6 protein-coding genes are annotated in these 19,805 nt (G+C 40.5%); 1 reads left to right on the top strand and 5 read right to left on the bottom strand.

The window, feature by feature from the left end:
• Positions 1–9 precede the first annotated feature (9 nt).
• The 3 genes from AXE83_RS08970 to pbp2b form a co-directional block, all read right to left on the bottom strand.
• A complete protein-coding gene (locus tag AXE83_RS08970) occupies positions 10–1,053 on the bottom strand; it encodes a D-alanine--D-alanine ligase (protein ID WP_060956194.1) in 1,044 nt (347 codons plus the stop codon).
• A 175-nt stretch (positions 1,054–1,228) separates the two neighbouring features.
• On the bottom strand, positions 1,229–1,825 hold the full coding sequence (recR, locus tag AXE83_RS08975) for a recombination mediator RecR (RefSeq protein WP_060956195.1): 597 nt from the start codon (positions 1,823–1,825) through the stop codon (positions 1,229–1,231).
• 10 nt (positions 1,826–1,835) lie between these two features.
• Entirely contained in the window at positions 1,836–3,878 is a 2,043-nt protein-coding gene (gene pbp2b / locus AXE83_RS08980; protein WP_060956196.1) for a penicillin-binding protein PBP2B, read from the bottom strand.
• A 196-nt stretch (positions 3,879–4,074) separates the two neighbouring features.
• Between pbp2b and AXE83_RS08985 the strand changes: the two genes are divergently transcribed.
• Positions 4,075–4,920, top strand: a complete 846-nt coding sequence (locus AXE83_RS08985) for a MurR/RpiR family transcriptional regulator (protein WP_060956197.1) — start codon at positions 4,075–4,077, stop codon at positions 4,918–4,920.
• Between the two features lie 466 nt (positions 4,921–5,386).
• Here AXE83_RS08985 and AXE83_RS11090 read toward each other — a convergent pair whose 3' ends face one another.
• On the bottom strand, positions 5,387–12,595 hold the full coding sequence (locus tag AXE83_RS11090; protein ID WP_060956198.1) for an accessory Sec-dependent serine-rich glycoprotein adhesin: 7,209 nt from the start codon (positions 12,593–12,595) through the stop codon (positions 5,387–5,389).
• A gap of 649 nt (positions 12,596–13,244) precedes the next feature.
• A complete protein-coding gene (locus AXE83_RS08995; protein ID WP_060956199.1) occupies positions 13,245–19,502 on the bottom strand; it encodes an SIALI-17 repeat-containing surface protein in 6,258 nt (2,085 codons plus the stop codon).
• Between the last annotated feature and the right edge of the window lie 303 nt (positions 19,503–19,805).

Here is a 19,805-nt window from a genome sequence, read left to right on the forward strand (position 1 = left end):
TGTCTGTCTTTACAATAGGTGCGCTTCACGCTTGTCAAAACTTTCCTTAGCAAGGTCAACCAAACGTTCGATTAATTCTGGATAAGAAATTCCCATATTGTCCCAAAGCAAGGGATACATAGACCATTGAGTGAAGCCTGGCATGGTATTTAACTCATTTAGGAAAACTTCTCCCTTATCTGTATAGAAGAAGTCGCAACGCGACAATCCAAGTCCACCGATAGCACGGAAGGCAGTTTCGGCATTTTTACGCATAAGAGCTATTACATCATCGCTAATCTTAGCCGGGATATCCATGGTGATCTTGTTATCGATATACTTAGCATCATAGTCATAGAAGGCTACGTCTTTGACAACTTCACCAGGAAGAGTGCTCTTGACATCATAGTTCCCTAAGAGGCCAACTTCGATTTCACGGGCATTGACGCCTTGCTCTATCAAGACACGGCTATCATATTTAAAGGCGAGTTCGAGAGCTTGATGGAGTTCCTCTTTATTTTCAGACTTAGAAATACCAACACTAGAACCCATATTGGATGGCTTGGTAAAGACTGGATAGTTTAATTTGTCTTCAACTTCTGCAATCTTAGAAGCCAAGTCATCCCCTTCAACAATCGCTACGTAAGGAATTTGGGCAATCCCAGCAGACTCTAATACACGCTTAGTTGTGATTTTATCCATGGCAAGGCTTGAAGATAGGATGTTACAACCGACATAAGGCATTTTCAAGACTTCTAAGAAACCTTGAACGGAACCATCTTCTCCCATAGGTCCATGAAGAACTGGAAAAACAACCGCTCCTTCTTCGTAGATAGCACTTGGAGCAATTTTCTTGTCCCAATCGATCGTTTCATTGGTCATGAGACGTTCGTCTTGTCCAGGTGTTTGGGTAAATTCTTGGGTTTTGATAAAGTCTCCAGACTGGCTGATAAAGAAGGTTTTTACTGCGAAACGATCATAGTTAACCGCACGCATGACACTCTCAGCTGACAATACAGACACTTCACGTTCTGCACTGCGTCCACCGTATAATAGAATAATTGTTTGTTTCATATGATTGTCCTATTTCTACTAGAATACTTGCTCTTTAGTATATCACATTTGTCTATTTTTTTAAACTTGTACAGCAAAAAACAAGAAAAGAACCTGAGTCAAAATGGGATTCAGGCTCTTTGTACTTTTAAATGATTATCTGCTAGTTCATTGCATCTATCCTTAACCTTACAAACTAGAGTTCGGTACGATTTTCAATAGCTCTTAAGAGCGTTACTTCATCCGCATATTCGATATCAGCTCCGACTGCTAAACCTCGTGCTAGACGAGTAACCTTGATTCCTGCTGGCTTGAGAAGTCGAGAGATGTACATAGAAGTCGCCTCACCATCAGCAGTTGCATTGGTCGCCACGATGATCTCTGAAACCTCGCTATCCATGAGACGAGTCATGAGACTTTTAAGATTGATATCGTCAGGACTAATCCCATTCATTGGTGAAATCAAGCCGTGCAAGACATGATAGAGTCCATGGTATTCTTGGATATTCTCCATAGCTGCTACGTCTCGGCTATCCTCTAATACTAGGATAGTAGTCTGGTCACGACTAGGATCCGTACAGATGGAACAAGGATCATCATCTGTCAAGCGTCCGCAGATTGAACAATAGGTCAATTCTCGTTTAGCTGCCAGAAGATTTTTTGCGAATTCATTGACGTCATCATCCGACATTCCAATGGTATAAAAGGCCAGTCGGGTCGCTGTCTTAATCCCGATACCTGGAAGTTTAGAATAGCTGTCAATCAACTTAGCAATAGGTGTTGGGTAAAGCATAGCTTCCTTTCTAGTTCATTGGATGGTGTTGGTTGTATAGATTGATAATATCTCGGGCAATCGAAGGTCCGATCGTATTGCTGAGATTGGTATTATGTGGGAATACAACTGCAACTGCAATCTGAGGGTTATCTGATGGGGCATAGGCAACCGCATTGGTATTGGTAGCCTTTTGACCATCGGCTACATAACTTTCGGCTGTACCTGTCTTACCACTGATAGAGACCGTTGCCCCGTTTAGAAGGGGACGACCTGTCGTAAGAGCACTTGTTCCGTGCGACACTTGGTAAAATCCTTTTTGTAGGATGGCCATATCTGACTCAGAAATATTGATTTTATTCAATTCGGTGCTAGTTGTTTGCTGAATCAAATTTCCTAGACCGCCTTGCTCATTATTATCATAGACTCCTTCTACGATATGAGGAGCCAAACGAACACCATTATTAGCGATTGTTGCCACATACTGGGCTAACTGCATCGGCGTATAGTTATCAAACTGTCCAAAAGCATTGTACAGATAATTAGCCAAGTCAAAGTTTTTAGGAATAAATCCTGTTGATTCCTCTGGCAAATCAATTCCTGTAGAAGCACCCAAACCATACTCACTAAAAGTCGCGCGTAGTTTTCCCATCGCAGACTCTAGTTTGTCGGTCTTAACTGTCATATCTGGTTGATAGGTTTGACCCATCATTCCCAAAGCAGTTTGAATCATATAGGCATTAGAAGAGTATTCCAAAGCCTCGACTGCTGTAATTGGGAAAGAACCATAAGCAAGAGTATACCAAGAATTGATAGCTGGGGATCCTTGGAAAACGATTGGCTGGTCTGTCAAGGTCTGGTTCCCCTTAAGAACACCATTTTCCCAGCCTGAGCTGATGGTAGCCGCTTTAACGACAGAACCCGGTACAAAGACATTGGTCACAGTCCCCAGCGAGTCTGAGGTCAATTCACCCGTTTCCAGATTATGTTTAATCCCTGACATAGCTAACACAGCACCCGTCTTAGGATTGAGAGCTACTGCATAGACACCTTCTGAATATTTTGCTCCACCATTTGATAGTTCTGAATCGAAGTAGCTTTTCAGAAGATTATCCACACTGTCTTGGAAGGTCAAATCAATGGTCAACTTAATGTTTTTGCCCTTGCTACCTTCTTCGACATTTTCCACACTCTCCATATCACCATATTTGTCGAGATGGATTTCTTTTACGGTACGCTTCCCTTGTAGAACTTCTTCGTATTGTTTCTCTAGATAAGAAGTTCCAACACGGTCATTAAGTGAATAGCCTTTTTGCAAATAAGCATCCACATCCTCAGCTGGAAGACCTGATTTCTCACTAGAGACACTTCCAACGATAGATGAAAGCGAGGTTTCTAAAACCTTTCTATCCCACGAAGTTGAAATGCTAATACCAGGTAATTCCTTGGAAGCTGAAGCAATGATGGCCACCTGTGTGTCACTTAAGGGGTCGGTTTGAATATTCCCTGTCGCAAAATTACCAACTGCATTGAGCTGGTTAAAGAGGTAGATAATCTTTTTCTCATCCTCTGAATAGTTCAGTTGATCAGAAGTGATACTCTCAGCAGCATTGTTATAAAGTTGAGCTTCAGACAGCTGATTACCATCAGAATCAAAACGCTTATCCTTAGGAAGAGCCTCTACCGTTTTTTTATAGACAGCTGGGTCCGCTAGATAATAGTCAGCCATTTGACGTTGCGTCAAATCTGGCGAGGAAACTGTCACATAAGCTAGGAGCTTAGTAGAAATATCCTTTAAATCCGTAGCTGTCATCTTATTGCTTCGTGTGAAAGCCACTACTTGTTTAACGGTATTTTCTACCAAGGGTTTTCCAGCCGCGTCATAGATTTCTCCTCGAGCAGAACCCGTTGTTACCCTAGTTTGGCTAGCAGATGCTAACTTAGCTTCATAGAAATCCTTGTTCACGACTTGCATATAGAGCAAGCGACCAATAATGGTCATGAAGAGCAATATAACGATTGCAAACAATAAATTAAGCCGAATCGGTATCGAATGGCTGTTGAATTTTCTCATACAAATCAGTCTCATTTCTAATCAAAATCTTACTCTTCATTGTACCATAATTTGATGAGAAAATTATGGAAAAAGAAAAGACTTTTCCTTTTTATCCCAAAAACAAAGCAACTGTGGTATAATAAAAGTAAGCGCTATTTTATTTGTTAGGTTTTATTGACAAATAATGTTTAACAAATAACTACAAAGGAGTCCCATGAACAAGCCAGACATCTCTACGATTATTGATCTTCACTTTGAAGAAATGACCGATTTAGAGCAAGAGATTGCCCGCTATTTTTTGCAGGCAGATACCATTCATGATGACTTGTCTTCTCAGCAAGTCACTCAAAAACTTCATATTTCTCAAGCGGCTCTCACTCGTTTTGCCAAAAAATGTGGCTTTACGGGCTATCGGGAATTTATTTTCAAATACCAACAACAAAAGGATACCCTTTCCGTTCCTCAACAAGATATGAATCCTTTGACACAAAGAGTCTTGAGAAGCTATACAAATATCCGAGAAATGACACAAGAATTGATTGATGATGACCAACTGGAGCGTATTGCCCAAATGATTGATCAATCAGAACGCGTCTATTTTTTTGGGACTGGAAGTTCTGGCCTAGTTGCGCGTGAGATGAAATTGCGTTTCATGAGACTAGGTGTCGTTTGTGAAGCTTTAACAGATCCAGATGGATTCGCCTGGACGACCAGTATCATCGATGAAAAATGTTTGGTCTTTGGTTTCTCCCTTTCTGGAACAACTCCATCCATCATTGACAGTCTACTAGACGCTCAAGATATGGGGGCTAAAACTGTTCTTTTTACGAGTACACCTAGCAAGGAAACTCAGGCCTTCACAGAAACTGTATTGGTAGCAAGCCAGAGTCAGGCTTCCTATATCCAACGCATTTCTGCCCAACTTCCTATGTTGATCTTAATCGATCTACTCTATGCTTATTTCCTAGAAATTGATCGTGAAAGTAAAGAAAAAATCTTTAACAGTTATTGGGAAAATAAAAAACTAAACGGCTATCGTAGAAATAGAAGGTCTAGATAAGCCTTCACCCCTATCAAATGAATAATCATATAAGCAACCAGCGATTAAAGTCGCTGGTTTTTATACTCTTCGAAAATCTCTTCAAACCACGTCAGCTTCACCTTGGATTATATCCGCTAAGGATTCTAAAACGTTTTTAGAAATTAACTTGAGTTTCCTAATCTCTTTATTCATATCTTATTTCAATCTACTATAAAAACTTTATTTGGGTTCTTCCTTTTGTGGGGATCTATGAGGGGCTTTATCTCATAGAAAGACTTGTTTCCCCAATGCATAAAAAGAGGTTGGCTAAAAGATCTTTAAAATCAGAAAAACGCATAATATCAGATATTCAAAAACCTTGATATTATGCGTTTTATGTTGAAAAGATTTTCTAAATGTTATCCCTAAAGTGGGGGATAGCTTCTCTTTTCTATGTTGAGTTGTTATTTTAAATAAAGTAACATTACTCTCCTAAGAAAGATGACTATTTTTCGTCTTCCTTCTTACGACGTCCAAGTGTTGCCAATCCTACAAGTCCTGCAACTACTCCGAGTACAGTTGATCCTGCAGATGTAGTTTCACCAGTATTTGGAAGTTGTTCCTTAGCCGATGTTGGATCAGCTGGTTGTTCCGAAACCGGTTTACCTGATGTTGGATCTACAGGTTTATCTGGTGTTTCTTTAAGTTTGTATACATAGGTTACATTCTTATCGCCTTCGATAACCTTACCAGTTGTTGGGTCTGTTGACTTCAAGTGACCTTGATCATCTACTTCACCTACTGTGTAGTTACCAGCTGGGACCAATTCGTAAGTCTTACCGTCTTTTTCAATCTCTTGTGGACGGTTGTCTACAACTGTGTCGTAGTCTTTGTCCACTGGTTGAGCATCTTCGTCGGTTACATCTGACTTGATGGTCTTACCTTCTGTATCAACGTAGTGGACATAAACGTTACCCTTAGGCTCAGCTGGTGTTTCTTTAAGTTTGTATACATAGGTTACATTCTTATCACCTTCGATAACCTTACCAGTTGTTGGGTCTGTTGACTTCAAGTGACCTTGATCATCTACTTCACCTACTGTGTAGTTACCAGCTGGGACCAATTCGTAAGTCTTACCGTCTTTTTCAATCTCTTGTGGACGGTTGTCTACAACTGTGTCGTAGTCTTTGTCCACTGGTTGAGCATCTTCGTCGGTTACATCTGACTTGATGGTCTTACCTTCTGTATCAACGTAGTGGACATAAACGTTACCCTTAGGCTCAGCTGGTGTTTCTTTAAGTTTGTATACATAGGTTACATTCTTATCACCTTCGATAACCTTACCAGTTGTTGGGTCTGTTGACTTCAAGTGACCTTGGTCATCTACTTCACCTACTGTGTAGTTACCAGCTGGGACCAATTCATAAGTCTTACCGTCTTTTTCAATCTCTTGTGGACGGTTGTCTACAACTGTGTCGTAGTCTTTGTCTACTGGTTGAGCATCTTCGTCGGTTACATCTGACTTGATTGTCTTACCTTCTGTATCAACGTAGTGGACATAAACGTTACCCTTAGGCTCAGCTGGTGTTTCTTTAAGTTTGTATACATATGTTACATTCTTATCACCTTCGATAACCTTACCAGTTGTTGGGTCTGTTGACTTCAAGTGACCTTGATCATCTACTTCACCTACTGTGTAGTTACCAGCTGGGACCAATTCGTAAGTCTTACCGTCTTTTTCAATCTCTTGTGGACGGTTGTCTACAACTGTATCGTAGTCTTTGTCTACTGGTTGAGCATCTTCGTCGGTTACATCTGACTTGATTGTCTTGCCTTCCGTATCTACATAGTGGACATAAACGTTACCCTTAGGCTCAGCTGGTGTTTCTTTAAGTTTGTATACATAGGTTACATTCTTATTGCCTTCGATAACCTTACCAGTTGTTGGGTCTGTTGACTTCAAGTGACCTTGGTCATCTACTTCACCTACTGTGTAGTTACCAGCTGGGACCAATTCATAAGTCTTACCGTCTTTTTCAATCTCTTGTGGACGGTTGTCTACAACTGTGTCGTAGTCTTTGTCTACTGGTTGAGCATCTTCGTCGGTTACATCTGACTTGATTGTCTTGCCTTCCGTATCTACATAGTGGACATAAACGTTACCCTTAGGCTCAGCTGGTGTTTCTTTAAGTTTGTATACATATGTTACGTTCTTATCTTGTTCAGCTACTTTACCTGTTGTGTCATCTGATGATGTAAGGTGACCTTGGTCATCTACTTCACCTACTGGGTAGTTACCGGCTGGTACCAATACATAAGTCTTACCATCTTTTTCGATTTCTTTTGGACGGTTGTCTACGACTGTATCGTAAGCTGAATCAACTGGTTCTTTATCCATATCCGTTACAGAAGCTTTAAGCTCATTGCCTTCTGTATCTTTATAGTGTACATAGACACTACCTTTTGGTTGAACTGGTTCTTCTTTAAGCTTGTAGATGTAAGTAACGTTCTTATCTTGTTCAGCTACTTTACCTGTTGTGTCATCTGATGATGTAAGGTGACCTTGGTCATCTACTTCACCTACTGGGTAGTTACCGGCTGGTACCAATACATAAGTCTTACCATCTTTTTCGATTTCTTTTGGACGGTTGTCTACGACTGTATCGTAAGCTGAATCAACTGGTTCTTTATCCATATCCGTTACAGAAGCTTTAAGCTCATTGCCTTCTGTATCTTTATAGTGTACATAGACACTACCTTTTGGTTGAACTGGTTCTTCTTTAAGCTTGTAGATGTAAGTAACGTTCTTATCTTGTTCAGCTACTTTACCTGTTGTGTCATCTGATGATGTAAGGTGACCTTGGTCATCTACTTCACCTACTGTGTAGTTACCAGCTGGGACCAATTCATAAGTCTTGCCTTCGAATTCAATCTCTTGTGGACGGTTGTCTACAACTGTGTCGTAGTCTTTGTCTACTGGTTGAGCATCTTCGTCGGTTACATCTGACTTGATTGTCTTACCTTCTGTATCAACGTAGTGTACATAAACATTACCCTTAGGTTCAGCTGGTGTTTCTTTAAGTTTGTATACATATGTTACATTCTTATTGCCTTCGATAACCTTACCAGTTGTTGGGTCTGTTGACTTCAAGTGACCTTGGTCATCTACTTCACCTACTGTGTAGTTACTAGCTGGGACCAATTCATAAGTCTTGCCTTCGAATTCAATCTCTTGTGGACGGTTGTCTACAACTGTGTCGTAGTCTTTGTCTACTGGTTGAGCATCTTCGTCGGTTACATCTGACTTGATTGTCTTGCCTTCCGTATCTACATAGTGGACATAAACGTTACCCTTAGGCTCAGCTGGTGTTTCTTTAAGTTTGTATACATATGTTACATTCTTATTGCCTTCGATAACCTTACCAGTTGTTGGGTCTGTTGACTTCAAGTGACCTTGGTCATCTACTTCACCTACTGTGTAGTTACCAGCTGGGACCAATTCATAAGTCTTACCGTCTTTTTCAATCTCTTGTGGACGGTTGTCTACAACTGTGTCGTAGTCTTTGTCTACTGGTTGAGCATCTTCGTCGGTTACATCTGACTTGATTGTCTTGCCTTCCGTATCTACATAGTGGACATAAACGTTACCATTAGGCTCAGCTGGTGTTTCTTTAAGTTTGTATACATATGTTACATTCTTATTGCCTTCGATAACCTTACCAGTTGTTGGGTCTGTTGACTTCAAGTGACCTTGGTCATCTACTTCACCTACTGTGTAGTTACCAGCTGGGACCAATTCATAAGTCTTGCCTTCGAATTCAATTTCTTGTGGACGGTTGTCTACAACTGTGTCGTAGTCTTTGTCTACTGGTTGAGCATCTTCGTCGGTTACATCTGACTTGATTGTCTTGCCTTCCGTATCTACATAGTGGACATAGACATTACCATTCACTTCTTTATAAACATAAGTGATAGTTGATTTTGGTTTAGTAACCTTACCTGTAACTGGGTCAGACTTTTCAAGGTGTCCATTCTCATCAACCTTACCTACAGGATAATCACCCTTCGGTACGATCTTATAGGCCTTACCATCTTCTGCCTTGATAAAGTTAGGTTTTTCACCTTCCTCAGTAGTGTCATATGGTGTATCATATGGTGAGTTTGGAGTGTCTTGACGAGGTTTTTGAATCTCTTTACCCTTCTCATCCACATAAGTGATAACAACTTCACCTTTTGGTTTTTCTTTCAACTTGTAGACATAAGTGACATTCTTATTGCCTTCGATAACCTTACCAGTTGTTGGATCTGTTGTTTTAAGGTGACCTTGGTCATCTACTTCACCGGCTGTGTAAGTACCAGCTGGAACCAATTCGTAAGTCTTGCCTTCGAATTCAATCTCTTGTGGACGGTTGTCTACAACTGTGTCATAGTCTTTGTCTACTGGTTGAGCTTTTTCATCAGTAACATCGTCCTTGATTGTCTTACCTTCTGTATCAACGTAGTGTACATAGACATTACCATTCACTTCTTTATAAACATAAGTGATAGTTGATTTTGGTTTAGTAACCTTACCTGTAACTGGGTCAGACTTTTCAAGGTGTCCATTCTCATCAACCTTACCTACAGGATAATCACCCTTCGGTACGATCTTATATGTCTTACCATCTTCTGCCTTGATGAAGTTAGGTTTTTCACCTTCCTCAGTAGTGTCATATGGTGTGTCATATGGTGAATTTGGAGTGTCTTGACGAGGTTTTTGAATCTCTTTACCCTTCTCATCCACATAAGTGATAACAACTTCACCTTTTGGTTTTTCTTTCAACTTGTAGACATAAGTGACATTCTTATTGCCTTCGATAACCTTACCAGTTGTTGGATCTGTTGTTTTAAGGTGACCTTGGTCATCTACTTCACCGGCTGTGTAAGTACCAGCTGGAACCAATTCGTAAGTCTTGCCTTCGAATTCAATCTCTTGTGGACGGTTGTCTACAACTGTGTCGTAGTCTTTGTCTACTGGTTGAGCTTTTTCATCAGTAACATCGTCCTTGATTGTCTTACCTTCTGTATCAACGTAGTGTACATAGACATTACCATTCACTTCTTTATAAACATAAGTGATAGTTGATTTTGGTTTAGTAACCTTACCTGTAACTGGGGCAGACTTTTCAAGGTGTCCATTCTCATCAACCTTACCTACAGGATAATCACCCTTCGGTACGATCTTATATGTCTTACCATCTTCTGCCTTGATGAAGTTAGGTTTTTCACCTTCCTCAGTAGTGTCATATGGTGTGTCATATGGTGAATTTGGAGTGTCTTGACGAGGTTTTTGAATCTCTTTACCATTTTCATCTACATAAGTGATAACAACTTCACCTTCTTTAAGTTTGTAGATGTAAGTTACATTCTTATCCTCTTTAGCAACTGCACCTGTTGTTGGATCTGATGATGTAAGATGTCCTTGGTCATCAACTTCACCTACTGTGTAGTTACCAGCTGGGACTAACTCGTAAGTCTTACCTTCGAATGTAATCTCGTTCGGACGATTGTCTACAACTGTATCGTAGACCTTATTAACTGGTTGATCTTTTTCATCGGTTACATCTGGCTTAATAGTCTTACCTTCTGTATCTTGATAATGAACGTAGACATTACCTTTAACATCTGATTTGCGGTAATAGTGAGTTACATTCGTAGAAATTTCTTTGACTGTTGGAAGAGAATAGTTATTAAAGAATGATGGATAGCCTGAAGCTTTATCTCCTGGTGTATTTCCACCAATGATGTTAGATGTATTATTTCGAACTGGATCAACATCAACTGAGAACTGCGGTGAAGCGGTAAAGGCATCTCCAGTGGCTTTATTGAACCAACCACTCAAACGCGCATTTCCATTCCCACCATCAGTATAAGTTTCTACTTTAAGATGGTATTGTCCATCCTTACTATCAACAAATCCAACTGAGTGAGTTGCATCTTTTGTTCCAGCAGGTGTTGGTTTCTCTCCTGGCTTAACAGGATCTGAGGTATATACCAATGTATAATTACTTAAATCAGGGGTGTTAACATCAGTTGCTGGGTTGTAAGATGAAACTTTTGACGGATCTAAGACATATAACTTAACAACTGAGGTCCCGTCTGTCGCTATTTGTTCAACAATACGTTTCACGTAGTAATGAGCGCGCCCACCTTGAAGTTCCAGGTACTTAGCTCCAACACCACCTAAGAAACCGCTCATATCTTTTTCAGCATCCGTACGTACGAACTCGTAGCCTTCAAATGAACGCGGATTAGATGCCTTGTAGGCTTGGCTTTCAATGCCGGTTTGACTATATGAAGCTAATTCTTCATTAGTTCCCTCAACTTTATAATAGGTCGTATGAGTGATTTTTTCACGAGGAATTTTTGTTTGAACGTTTGGTTTTGTTGATCCTTCATTTCCAGGTTTTGCTAAATCAAGAACTTGAAGAATATGATGTTTATATTTGTCATCCGCTTTTGGACCAGCATCTCGGTTATTTGTCCATGTCCCAAGAATCTGCGCATACTCTTTAAGCGTATAATCAAATTGAGGTGCATAAGTTGGATTTGCTTGCACCAAAGTTTTAAATTGGTAAGTTGAGTTAGCAGTCATATCCAACGCTTCTACTTCTTTACCAGTAGCTTTTTCTACCAAACGAGCATGAACTTTTGGAGCTTCTGTAGTCCCCGTAGTAGCACGGTCTACTGAGAACGTTACATAGTAACCACCATTGCTATAGGTCACCCCACCTTGATTTGCAGATCCTGCCCAGTTTTGAAGATCCCAGATTGAATAAGTATAACGGTCTGCATTTGGATCTAATTTATAATTTGCATTGTTCCATGCTGGGTCTTCAATTGAAGCACCGTTTGGTTGATCCATTGTTGGAGAAACAGATGGAGCTGTTAGAGTATTTGAGGTTGAAAGAGCATCCAACTGTGCAGAGACTACTGGTGATCCGTTAACAGTAGTGTTTCCTTCAAAACCTGCCACTGTTAAGACTGCCATCAGCTCATCCACTGACTTGCTCAAACGTGCACGTTGATCTGCATAAGCTTGAGCAGTTGCATTGGCCAAACTAGTGCTTGCAGACAATTCTGATTGAAGGTTAGCAACAGCCGCATGGATCGCTGCTTTTTGATCTGCATCTTGATGGTTTGATGCGTATTTTTCAGCGATGTTAATCAACAAAGCTGCTTCAGAAGCATTTTGTTCCAAGATTGCTTTGTCTTCAGACACAGGAGCATCTGCAACTAGTTCAGATGAAACCACTGTATCTTCTTTTGTTTCAGTAGCAGATTCATTTAGAGTTGCTGATTGGTCCGTAGAACCTTGCTCACTCAATGATTCTGACTCTGTTGTAACTGCAGGTGCACTAACCAAAGCTGATGCAGTTGTTGCATCTTTTCCTAGTTCATCTGCATGACCAGTATGTACAAGCGATGTCGCACTAAGAACAGCTGCGGCCACGACGATCCCTTTTAAGAATACTCGACTTGTCAGTCCCTTTTCTGACACCGCATCTTCATGCACTTCGGCTACAATAGTCTCTTCTACTTGACCACGAATCACTTTTAGAAGCCCAAAGTTCGAAGTAGATGCGCGCAACCAATTCTTACCCGACTTAATCAATTTGAACCGAGTCACACGATCGGTTTCACGGAATTCACCGTTTGAACGTTTAAAAAACATTGCAGTCTCCTTTTTATTATTATCCACTTTCATTATACATTATTAGTAGACAAAAGCAAGCAATTTGACCTTAAACCACTTAAATACTATAAAACGGATAAGTTCGGCACGAAAGCTATAAAATACTAACTTTTCAAGGTCATGAAAAATTGTAAAAGTGGACACTAGTGTACAAGGATAATCACTCTTTTAAACACTTGTCCCATACTGTACCAAGCATAAACGTGAACTGGATTGTATAGTAGAAAATGCAATTCAATCCTTCTAGAATCTGTTTTAAAAGCTTAAACATGCATAACTAGCAGTCTGTGAACAGTTTGTTTGCTCTTAAAAATCAGCAGTTTGAGTTTAAGCTTTCTAGAAGATTTACACCCATGTGAAACTTACCTACATCACTAAGAAGCAAATGGCTAGCACTCTCAACCTTGACCAAATGCTTGCTCATCACAATTGACAAAGAGCCAAAAAAGCGAACAAGACGGAATTCTGACTCTCAGAAAACTCATTTTGTTCGCTTTTTATAATTGAGATTAGTTATTGGTTTCAATCTCTAAAGTTTGGACAGTTATTACAGTAGTTTTTTAATATTCTGCAATAATTTCCACAAAATCTATACTTCCTCAACAGTATTTCTTGAGTTTGACAGATTCTATTCGTCTTCTTTTTTCTTTCCAATGGCAGCCAGTCCAAGAAGTGCTCCTACAGCTCCCAAACTTGCAAGAGTAGCCGTTTCTTTAGCGCCTGTTTCAGGGAGACCATTTTGACGATTTGCAGGTGCTTGATAAGTCTTATCTGGTGATATAGCCTGAGCTACACGCGACTGTTCTTCCTTGTGTTCGGCAATCTCCTGAATAGCTGCTCCAGAACCATTTACACCACCAGTAAATCCTGGTACTTGATGAATAGGTGCTTGTCCACCAGGAACTCCTCCTTCAAAGTTTGAAACTCTGTGGACAGCTGCTTCCAAACCATTTACACCACCAGTAAACTCTGGTACTTCATGGATAGCTGCTCCAGAACCAGTCACACTACCGGTAAACTCTGGTACTTCATGGATAGCTGCTTCCAAACCATTTACGCCACCAGTAAACTCTGGTACTTCATGGATAGCTGCCTCTGTTTTACCTGATTCTTCTTTCTTAGTTCCGACTAGCACAATCTCATCTTGCGCCACTTCAACAACTTCATGCAGTTTTTCAATACGGCTTCCATCTGGTGCTACTTCTGTTAAGATACGTTCCTTGCCTGCGCGACCTACCTGAGTTACACGAGTTTCACCTTCTGGCAGAGTTGGATCTTCTTGTTTAACTGTCTTGAAGTTGGTAGCTTCTTCTACTACCTCAAGGCTTGGTTGAGTAAAGCTCAATTCTTTAACACCTTCAGTCGGAAGATTTGAATGTTTTGCTTCCTCTTTCGGAGTCGCTTGGAGTTGATTGATAGAAGTTAGAGCTGCTTGCAAGGCTTTGTCTACCGCATCCTGAGTCTTAGCTGCCTCAATAGCAGTAATAGCTTGCTCGGATAACTTAACTAGTTTCTTCTTAGCTTCTTTATCGTTGCCTAGTTCCTTGCTCTTGTTTTGAATAGCCTCTGCCAAGCTTGCCATAGCCTTATCGTAGTCAATCTTAGACTCTTCTGGTTGAGCTGGCTCCTCTGGTTTTGGTTCCTCTTTCGGAGTCGCTTGAAGTTGGTTGATAGAAGTTAGAGCTGCTTGCAAAGCTTTATCTACTGCATCCTGAGTCTTAGCTGCTTCGATAGCAGTGAGAGCTTGCTCGGATAACTCGACTAGTTTCTTCTTAGCTTCCTTATCATCACCTAGTTCTTTAGTCTTGTTTTGAATAGCCTCTGCCAAGCTTGCCATAGCCTTATCGTAGTCAATCTTAGACTCTTCTGGTTGAGCTGGCTGCTCTGGTTTTGGTTCCTCTTTTGGAGTCGCTTGAAGTTGGTTGATAGAAGTTAGAGCTGCTTGCAAGGCTTTGTCTACCGCATCCTGAGTCTTAGCTGCCTCAATAGCAGTAAGAGCTTGCTCGGATAACTCGACTAGTTTCTTCTTAGCTTCCTTATCATCACCTAGTTCTTTAGTCTTGTTTTGAATAGCCTCTGCCAAGCTTGCCATAGCCTTATCATAGTTAGGCTCTTCTGGTTGGGCTGGAGTTTCTTCTACACCGTAGTTCTCTTCCTTATCAAGGATCGTTTGCAAGGCTGTAGCTGTTTTCAGAACTTCTTGTGCATTTGCAGAACTTGCTGAAAGTTGCTCTGATAATTTGTCCAAGTTTGACTTGAAGGCTTGACGCGCCTCTGGAGTGTTCTTCAAACTTGTTTGATCAAATTTATCCAATTCATTCTTCCAGTTTTTCATAGCTTGAAGCAACTCTTCTTTGGTATAAAGAGCACTATCTTCTCCATGAGTGATAAACTGGTCAACTTGGATACCAATGTTTCTTGTAGTATCATTACGTTTTGGATCCAATTGCAAGGTTACAGCATGCCAACCTTCTTCGAGTCCTGTTAAACGAACGAGAGTCTGATTACCTTGACGTGTGGCAGCTGTACCACTGAAGTACTTCTTACCGTTGTATTCAGACGCATTACCTAGGCCATCTTGATACTCGACTCTTCTACCATCTAACGTCACCTTGTAGATACCATGTCCTGGATCCACATATCCTTTGATCTCAAGACCTGTTCCGTAGAAGTAGGCTGTTACGCTGGCATTTTTCTTCTGCTCTTCTGTCAAACGTCCAAACGATGCCCATGATTCTGTATTTTGGTATTTATCAGCTGAGTTCGTTTCATGGTGCCAACCTGGACTATAGTCAAGTTGACTTGCCTGATCATCATGACTGACTTGATCTTTTTGAAGCAATTCAGCTTTCATCACTCGAATTGTTGCTTCTGAAGCAAAGCCAAGCAATGCTTCGTCTGAAGCACTCGTCATTTTCACTTTGAAGTCAAAGATAGAGTCAGCTTGCTCCGTAAAGTCAATTGTCGGAATGGTCAACGTTTTTTCTGTTTCACCATCTTGGAAGGTCAAATCAGCTGTTGTATCCTTATAAACTTTACCATGAACCCCTGTTCCTGGTTCAGTCACGACATGAACTGTTGCAGCTCCTTTGCTACCACCAACACGTTTAATGGTTACAGTAACTGGTTGGCCTTTTTGAACTTCATAGCTTGTTTCTTTCAACTCAAACATACCTTTACCAGCATTATTGAGCGTGTAGATACCTTCAGTTGCAATAGCTTTTCCAGTTTTGTTAACGAGTTTGATGGTATGTTCACCTGGAGCCAAGTCATCTGTTTCATAAACCATCTGGCTACGTTTACGAGCTGCATTATTAGTTTGTACGTCTGCAACCTTTTGACCATCCACATAAACTGACATTTCACCATGATTTGGATCCACTGTAGATACGACATAAGCCTTAGTTCCATTGAAACGGTAGGTTACGCTAGCATCTTTTTGATTGGTCCACATGGATGTTCCACGAACGCCTTCAGATTCGTCATACCAGGTTGTATTTGCTTTGTCAGCTGTTGTGTTTGAATGGTAATCCAAGCCTAGAGGATAGCCATCTGTTTTTTCGATACTACTTGGTGTCTTATAAACAGAGAAGTTTGTCAAAATAGGAGTTGCTTGTGAATTCGTGATAGTCACACGAATCTTTTGGGCTTCTACAGGTTGACCTTGAACAAGACGACGATAACCAACAGTCGAACCTTCTCCATATGGAACCCATCGACCATTGAGCTCAACTTCAACCTTAAATCCAGAGATACGTTGACCTTTAGCAATATCTTCTTTGAGTTCGACTACGTCAAAGCGTCTCTTTTGACCGAGATCGACAGTAAATTCACCTGTCTTCGCATCATTTGACAATGCCCAACTAGTATCATCCTTACCATCTGTTAGGTTACCTGCTTGGTACAAGTGATTCTTACGGGTAGAGCTTGCCGTTACAGTTGCTCCCTTGGCGAAGTCAGTCGCATACATTTGATCCAAGGTTGCTCGGAATTCTTTCAAGCGAGCCACGTCTACATCTGCGAATTTACCTTCTTTATTTGGTGGAATATTGAGGAGAAGTGGCGTTCCACGACCAACAGACTTAAAGTAGATATCCATCAAATCTTTGATTGATTTTGGTTGTTGATTGTCATGGTAGAACCAACCTGAACGAATAGAAACGTCTGCTTCACCGACAGAGTACATATCTCCTTCTGGATCTCCATGGTTGAGATAGTCATTCTTCACATCGTCAGTGATTTTAGCTTTCTTAACCTTATGCCAAACTGGATCTCCAGCGATACCACGTTCATTACCGATCCAACGGACACTTGTCGGTTGTGCAGAGAAGATAGCGATATCTCCTTCAGCTTCCTTGATGTACTTGAACCATTCGTCAAAGGTGTAGGTTACTTTTTGAGCTCCACTACCACGCGCACCGTCCATCCAGACTTCGATAAATTTACCATTGTTTCCGTATTTAGGATTCCCAAGGATTTCCTTGAGTTGGTTGAGATAGTATTCGTTATACTCTTTTTCAGTTGAAACATGATATTTAGGGTTATTAGCATCCCATGGTGATAGGTAAACACCCATATTCATGTCATACTTAGTTGCTGATTTAGAGATTTCTTCGAGAAGGTCACCCTTACCGTCTTTCCATGGACTTGCAGCCACCGTATGGTCTGTATATTTAGATGGATAAATCACAAAACCGTCGTGGTGTTTGACAACCATGATTGTTCGTTTGAACCCGGCATCCTTCAAAGTCTTAATCCACTGGTCTGTATCAAGGTTAGTTGGATTAAAGTTTTGAGGATTTTCTCTACCATTTCCCCACTCAGAGTTGGTGTAGGTATTCATTCCATAGTGGATGAAGGCAGCCAATTCTTCCTTGTGGTAGTCCAACTGAGCCTTGCTTGGAAGTGGTCCATAATTTCCAATTTCTGTTTCTTCGTCTTTTGGATCCACTACTGGAGTTGCAGGAGTTACTGGTTTTGGATCTTCAATTTTTTCGTATTCAAAAATAACTTGGTTCACTCCTTTATGTTGGATTGTTGCTTCTTGGCTTGCATTTACTGCACGGTAGCCTGTAATTTCTTTAGCTTGGAATCTGTGAACAAAGGAAACTTCATATTCTTTACCATCGTTATTATCCACAGTTGCAGTTGCTAATTCTTGGTCTGTACCTTTCAAACGATAATGAACGTCAAAGGAACCTTTATTGACCTTATAAACCACCTTGATGACACGAGTTCCTGCAGGAGCCTTGCTCACAACGCTATAATCATCTTCCCAAGCATCTTTTAGCTGTTTATTGACAGCTTTGCCATCAATTGATACAATCTCATATTTGTCTTTATTCTTCTTGAAGAAGTCAGTCTTTTCAATTTCTGTTTTATAGTTATAGTCGAACTGAGTTCCAACTTCCGTCTTTTCAACAAAAGTATCGTTTTCTTTGACTGGATTATCATTTTGGTCTAGGTGTTCGACAACAACTCGTCCATAATCAACACCTTCAAGAAGAGTCGCTACACCACTTTCATCGAAGGAATATTTGTTTTCACCTATTACAGCTGTCTTATTTCTGAGCATTTCTCCCTCTGGAGTAAAGTAATAACGATTGCCGTTGTCGCCTTGATACCAGCCTTTAACACCGTATTTATCAATGATTTCTTTGACCCATGCCAATTGTTCTGGTGAGAGGACAAGCCCTCCTCCAAAGCGATCTTTTTCAGCAATGTTCGCATTATCAACAGTACCACGTTGGTGGATCCCAATGACCTTACCATCACCGTTAATAATTCCACCACCAGAAAGACCAGAAACAGAAGTCAAACGATAGGTAACACCTACAGCTCCATTTTCATCGTACTTTTCAGTATCTCTAACGACACCGTCTGCCTTATACAATTGACCAGGAACAATTGGTTCCTTCAATTCTGGAGAAGTTGAATCTGTAGGATAGCCAATTGTGCTCACTGGTTCTCCAGCTTTGTATTCCCGATGATCTGCTAGAGGAGTAAAGGTAGCCGCCTTATTTGGACTTGCAATTGAAAGTGGAACTGGAGCTACAACCAAGGCTAAGTCATTCTTATAACCTTCACCGAATTTTTCTTTATTCCAGAAATGAATATCCTTTTCCTTGAACAAAATAGTGTTCCCTGAAGTTGGTAAAGAATTATTCTTAGCAGTATTTGAACCTACATTGTAGTAGAACTTAGCCGTATCACCACCACGGATAGAACCAGCATTAGTATCCGCATCCTTGACCAAGAAGTTGTGCGCCACTGTCAAGATGACATTAGGAGCAACAAAGATACCTGAACCTGAGTTAAGGTATCGCTGACTACCTCCATTGGCCAAAGGTGAGCTAAAGATTGAATAAACCATAGTAGCAGATGTTGCTGGTTGACCTTCATAATTGATGCGCTTAAGGTCTTGTCCACCATTGATAATGGCTCTATTTTCTTTTCCAGCTTCAGATGGAGTTTCTTCCTTCGCTTTTAAGATACTTTCAGTCTCTACTTGTGGACTATCTTTTTCTGATACAATAGCTGCAGTATCCACTTTTTTCACTGGAGTATCAGGATAGGCACGGTCAGGGATTTCTTCAGGGAGTAAATCGCCAGCCACTTCAGCAGTTTTCCCTTCCTCTGCCACTTTCTCGACAGCAGGTTCTGTTTTTTCAGTTACTTCTTCTTTAACTGCTTCTTCTTTTTCATGATCTACATCTGCCACTTCTTTTGCTTGACTATCTACTTCAAGTTTTGGTTCTGTCACAAGTTCACTAGCCGCAACATTACCAGATGCAAAAAAAGCAAGACCGACTGCGACAGAAGCAACACCAACAGTCAGTTTACGAATACTAAATATTCTACCTTTTTCTAAAAAATATTGTTTCATCAAATACTCCTAATCTTCTAGAGCAGTCAGCTACTGCCCGAGCCCAGTGTAATCTGGCGACAATTTTTGTTTGATTCCCTAGCTTAAAATTCTTTCCCTGAGCTATTTATTTTGAGTAAATATAAGATTGTAGAAATCGCTTACATTTTTAAAAAATAAAATAATGCTTCCATTAGCAAGAATTTTTCTAGAGTTTTCGCATTATTATAAATATACTATGTTATATTAAAAAATGCAAGGGTTTTCAAAGTTTTAACTAGATTTTTACTAAATGATTATTTTACTTTTTATGACTAAAAAATC

The sequence above is a fragment of the Streptococcus sp. oral taxon 431 genome (assembly GCF_001553685.1).
GTDB lineage: Bacteria > Bacillota > Bacilli > Lactobacillales > Streptococcaceae > Streptococcus.